Source organism: Mesorhizobium sp. M7A.F.Ca.AU.001.01.1.1, from assembly GCF_004022735.1.
Lineage (GTDB): Bacteria > Pseudomonadota > Alphaproteobacteria > Rhizobiales > Rhizobiaceae > Mesorhizobium > Mesorhizobium ciceri.
The window spans coordinates 1-5,276 of the sequence record NZ_RZPF01000474.1 but is presented as its reverse complement, the minus strand read 5'-3'; the positions used below and the strand labels follow the sequence as shown (position 1 = coordinate 5,276).

The 5,276-nt window shown below is 65.8% G+C and carries 6 protein-coding genes; all 6 read left to right on the top strand.

The window, feature by feature from the left end:
- On the top strand, window positions 1-722 hold a 722-nt coding region (gene tauA / locus EN884_RS24705), incomplete at its 5' end, for a taurine ABC transporter substrate-binding protein (protein ID WP_128360781.1).
- A gap of 159 nt (window positions 723-881) precedes the next feature.
- Window positions 882-1,673 carry a taurine ABC transporter ATP-binding protein gene (locus EN884_RS24700; RefSeq protein ID WP_013528707.1) on the top strand — a complete coding sequence of 264 codons (792 nt, stop codon included), beginning with the start codon at window positions 882-884 and terminating at the stop codon, window positions 1,671-1,673.
- Window positions 1,670-2,530 (top strand): ABC transporter permease subunit, encoded by an 861-nt coding sequence (locus EN884_RS24695; protein WP_063169611.1) that lies wholly within the window; start codon window positions 1,670-1,672, stop codon window positions 2,528-2,530. The genes EN884_RS24700 and EN884_RS24695 overlap by 4 nt, the downstream gene beginning before the upstream one ends.
- Before the next feature lie 31 nt (window positions 2,531-2,561).
- Window positions 2,562-2,747 carry a hypothetical protein gene (locus EN884_RS24690; RefSeq protein WP_013528709.1) on the top strand — a complete coding sequence of 62 codons (186 nt, stop codon included), beginning with the start codon at window positions 2,562-2,564 and terminating at the stop codon, window positions 2,745-2,747.
- Window positions 2,748-2,987: 240 nt separating this feature from the next.
- Window positions 2,988-3,941: a sulfonate ABC transporter substrate-binding protein gene (locus EN884_RS24685; RefSeq protein WP_127224153.1), complete on the top strand. Its 954-nt coding sequence runs from the start codon at window positions 2,988-2,990 to the stop codon at window positions 3,939-3,941.
- Between the two features lie 91 nt (window positions 3,942-4,032).
- Window positions 4,033-5,196 carry an FMNH2-dependent alkanesulfonate monooxygenase gene (gene ssuD, locus EN884_RS24680; RefSeq protein ID WP_063169610.1) on the top strand — a complete coding sequence of 388 codons (1,164 nt, stop codon included), beginning with the start codon at window positions 4,033-4,035 and terminating at the stop codon, window positions 5,194-5,196.
- Window positions 5,197-5,276: the final 80 nt, after the last annotated feature.

The window sequence follows — 5,276 nt, the reverse complement described above, 5'->3', positions numbered from 1 at the left end:
TGCCGATCCAGACCATCTTCATCGTCGGCCTGATCGGCGAATCCGAGGCGCTGGTGGCACGCAACGGCGCCGGCATCGAGAAAATCGCCGATCTCGCCGGCAAGAAGGTCGCCGTGCCGTTCGTCTCGACGACGCATTACAGCCTGCTCGCAGCACTGAAGCATGAGGGCGTCGATCCGAAGTCGGTCGAGATCCTCAATCTCCGGCCTCCGGAAATCGCCGCCGCCTTCTCGCGCGGCGACATCGACGCCGCTTATGTCTGGGATCCGGCGCTCGGCCAGATCAAGACGACGGGCAAGGTGGTGGTGGATTCCTCGCAGGTCGCCGCCTGGGGCGCGCCGACCTTCGACGCCTGGATCGTGCGCACCGACTTCGCCGAAAAGAACCCGGAAGCGGTGCGCGACTTCGTCAAGGTGACGGGCGCGGCATATGCCGAGTTCCTCGCCAAGCCCGAAGCCTGGTCGGTATCGTCGCCGCAGGCGGCCGCGATCGCCAAACTCACCGGCGCCAAGCTGGAAGAAGTGCCGCAGCTGCTCAAGGGCTATGTCTTCCCGACGCTGGAAGAGCAGGCCTCCGACAAATTCCTCGGCGGCGGCACGGTCAAGGCGGTCGAAGCGACATCCACCTTCCTCAAGGAGCAAGGCAAGATCGACGCCGTGCTTCCCGACTATTCGAAATACGTATCGTCGAAATACGTCACCGAGGCGCTCGCCTCGAACTAGTACTCGCTTAACGCAATTCCGGACGGAAAACCGCTTCACGCTTTTCCTGGAATTGCTCTGAACGCGCGCGGATCTTTTTCCCTAACGCCGCGTGCTGACTGCCCCGGAACCGCTGACGAGGGCCGGGGCAGTCGGATTTCAACGAACCGCGAGGCATCCATGCCGCATCTCGTGCTCGACCCGCATCTCGTACTGGACAAGGTCTCGATCCACTATGACGGCCAGGCAGCGCCTGCGGTCGAGCGGGTGTCGATCGATGTCGCCAAGGGCGATTTCGTCGTGCTGGTCGGCCGTTCCGGCTGCGGCAAGACCTCGCTGCTCAACGTCGCCGCCGGCCTTGTCGCGCCGGCGCGCGGTACGGCTTCAATCAACGGCAAGCCGATCACAGCACCTGGCTCGGACCGGGCGGTGGTGTTCCAGAACGATGCTTTGTTCCCATGGCTGACGGCGCGCGAAAACGTTGCCTTCGCGCTCAGGCTGCGCGGTGTCGCTCCGGCCGAGCGGGCGCGGCGCGCCGATGAGCTGCTGGCGCTGGTGAAGCTCGCCGACGCCGGCGACAAGTGCATCTGGGAGCTTTCCGGCGGTATGCGCCAGCGTGTCGGCCTGGCCCGGGCGCTCGCCGCCGAACCCGAATTCCTGCTGCTCGACGAACCGCTCGGCGCGCTCGATGCGCTGACGCGCGAGCGCATGCAGACGACGCTGCTCGATCTGTGGACGGCAAGCGATGTCGGCGTGCTGATGGTGACGCATGGCATCGAGGAGGCGCTGGTGCTGGCCACCCGCATCGTCGTGCTGGCGCCTGGCCCGGGCCGCGTGGTGCAAACTTTCGAACCGGGCTTCTCCAGGCGCTACGCATCGGGCGAGGCCATCCGCACCATCAAGGCCGACCCGGCCTTCGCCGCGGCGCGCGGCGAACTAACCGACGCGATCTTCGAAGGAGAGGCGGCATGACCGTTACCTCCTACACCGAGCGGCCGGGACACAAGGTCGACGAGGCCGACGGCCTGTCGGTGCCGTGGTCGCGGTCCAGCCCGAAACGCAAAGGCGTTTCCGCGCGCGCGGTCAGCGTGGTGACCATCCTGGTGGTGCTGGCGCTGTGGGCGCTGTCGGCCCGCCTGCAACTGGTGTCGCCAGTGTTCCTGCCCTCGCCGGTTGCGGTGTGGAACAAGTTCATCACCGTCGCCCGCGACGGCTTCGTCGATGCGACGCTGCTGCAGCATGCCGTCGCCAGCCTGGGCCGGGTTTTCGCCGCGCTGGTCGCCGCCATCCTCGTCGGCGTGCCGGTTGGGCTCGCCATCGGCATCAGCACGATCGGGCGCGGCATCTTCGATCCGCTGCTGGAGTTCCTGCGGCCGATCCCGCCGCTCGCCTACCTGCCGCTGGTCATCATCTGGTTCGGCATCGGCGAACCGTCGAAGATCCTGGTGATCACTATTTCCATGCTGGCGCCGGTGGCATTGTCGACCGCGTCCGGCGTTCGCGGCGTTTCGCAGGAACGCATCAATGCGGCGCGCTCACTGGGCGCTACTCAGCGCCAAGTGGTCCGCCATGTCATCCTGCCCAGCGCGCTGCCGTCGATCCTGACCGGCCTGCGCATCGCGCTCGGCGCCGGCTGGTCGACGCTGGTCGCCGCCGAACTGGTGGCGGCGACGCGCGGGCTTGGTTTCATGATCCAATCGGCCGCCCAGTTCCTCGTCACCGACGTGGTGGTGATGGGCATATTGGTGATCGCGGCCATTGCCTTCGTGCTGGAATTCACCCTCCGCAGGATCGAGCGCGTGCTCGTCCCGTGGGCGGGACGCGAATGATTGGGAATCAGAAGAGCAGGAGAGAATGACGATGACCCATTCCACCGCCGTGCTGTTCGCCCAAGCCGGCAATTGGCTTCTCGCCTGGACCAGGGAAAGCCAGCCGCTTGAACAGCAACCGAAATCGCCAACGCCGGTCCGCTGGGACGCCGAGCGCGACCGCCTGCCGCCACGCGACGAGAGTTTTTACTGGGCCTGGCAGTACTGGTCGCAGTGAGGGGATTGGCGATTGGCACTAGCCCCCGCGTCTTCGTCATCCTAGGGCGAGCAAGGGCGAAGCGACGCAGCGCAGACCCCAGGATGACGAATTCCAGGTAGCCAAAGAAGATAATTCCCATTCTCCCCTCTAACTCGCAAAATCATTCCTCTACTAAATTTATAGAATTACCTAGCCTCATCCATCTTCCAACCGGCGAGGCCATTTCCGGCGCCGATCCGCAGCGAAGGAGAGGGATCAATGTTCAATCTAACGAGACGTGTTTTCGGCATCGGCCTGCTGGCGGCGACGGTTGCCGTGTCGTCCGGCGCCACGGCGCAGGAGCTGAAGCAGTTCAGCATCGGCTATCAGAAGACCGGCCTGCCGGTGATCGCCAGGCAGCAGCAGGTGATCGAGAAGGCACTTGAAGACAAGGGCGTGACGGTCAAGTGGGTCGAGTTCACCGCCGGTCCGCCGCTGGTCGAGGCGCTCAATGTCGGCGCCATCGATGTCGGCTGGACCGGCGACGCGCCGCCGATCTTCGGCCAGTCGGCCGGTGCCAACATCGTCTATGCCGCAGCGCTGCCGTCGAATGGCGAGGGCGAGGCGATCTTCGTCAAGCCGGCGTCGCCGATCCAGTCGGTCGCCGATCTCAAGGGCAAGCGCGTCGGTGTCGGCAAGGGCACCAGCGCGCACAATCTGCTCGTCGCCGCGCTGGAGAAGGCCGGCATCCCGTTCGACCAGATCACGCCGGTCTATCTCAGCCCGGCGGATGCGGCCGCAGCCTTTGCCAGCGACCAGATCGATGCCTGGACCGTCTGGGATCCGTTCTTCGCCATCGCCGAAACCCGCTACCAGCCGCGTGTGCTGGCCCGCTCCAGCGAGGTGCTGAAGGTCAACACCTATTTCCTCGCCAACAAGGACTTCGCCAAGGCGCATCCCGAAACCGTCACCACAACGATATCAGCCTTGGGCGAGGCGGCGAAATGGGCCGACCAGAACCGCGACAAGGTGGCCGCGGCGCTGCATGAGGTGACCGGCGTGCCGCTCGACGCGCAGATCATCGCCGCCAACCGCACCAAATTCGGCGTCTTCCCGATCACCGACGAGATCATCGCCGGCCAGCAGGCGACCGCAGACCGCTTCTTCAAGCTCGGGCTGATCCCGAACGCGGTCCGCATCTCCGACGCGGTGTGGACGGCACCCGGCAACTGACTTGTCCCCTGACGGCGCCGGATGAGAACGCCCGGCGCCATTTGCGTTCGCACCCATATCTCCAGGAGATCCGCCCGTGACTGTGCCAGACATGACCGCGCCTGCCAGCACCGCACCGCTCGATTTCTTCTGGTTCATCCCGACGCATGGCGACGGCTCCTATCTCGGTTCCGAGGAGCAGCAGCGGCCGCCCGAATTCGGCTACTTCAAGGAGATCGCGCAGGCGGTCGACCGGCTCGGCTTTCCCGGCGTGCTGTTGCCGACCGGCCAGAATTGCGAGGATTCCTGGATCACCGCGACGGGCCTCGCGACACTCACCGAAAAACTGAAGTTCCTGGTCGCGCTGCGGCCGGGCGTGACGCTGCCGACTTTCGCCGCACGCCAGACCGCCGCCCTCGATCGCTTGAGCAATGGCCGCCTGCTGCTCAATGTCGTGGTCGGCGGCAACCCGACCGAGCTCGCCGGCGACGGCGTCTTCCTGCCGCATAACGAGCGCTATGCCCAGGCGCATGAATTCCTGACCATCTGGCGCGGCCTGGTGTCCGGCGAGCGGGTCAATTTCAACGGCAAATATTACCGCGTCGAAAATGGCCGCCTCGACCTTCTGCCGCACCAGGAACGGCCGCCGCTCTATTTCGGCGGATCGTCGGATGCCGGCCAGGACCTCGCCGCGGACCTCGTCGACATGTATCTGACCTGGGGCGAACCGCCGGCGCAGGTCGCCGAGAAGCTGGCCGCGGCGCGCGCAAAGGCGGCGCGGCGCGGCAGAAAACTGCGCTTCGGCATCCGGCTGCATTTCATCGTGCGCGAGACCGAGGACGAAGCCTGGCGCGCCGCCGACCGGCTGATCAGCCATGTCACCGACGCCCAGATCGAAAACGCGCAGGCGCGCTTCCTCAACCAGATGGATTCGGTCGGCCAGCGCCGCATGTCGGAGCTGCATGGCGGCCGCCGTGACAGGCTGGTGGTGTCGCCCAATCTGTGGGCCGGCGTCGGGCTGGTGCGCGGCGGCGCCGGCACGGCGCTGGTCGGCACGCCGGAACAGATCGCCGGGCGCATCCGCGAATACCAGGCGATCGGCATCGATACCATCATCGGCTCGGGCTATCCGCATCTCGAGGAGGCCTACCGCGTCGCCGAGCTTCTGTTTCCGAAGCTCGGGCTCGGCACCAGGCGGCAGCGGGCGCATGAGAACATCGCCAACGAATTCTCGGTCGGCTTCCATGGCGCCAACCGCCTGCAGGCTTCGTCATGAGCTTTTCCACGCGCCTGCATAGCAACGCCATCGGCTGGCTGCTGCCGGCGCTGATCATTGCCGGCTGGGAGATTGCCAGC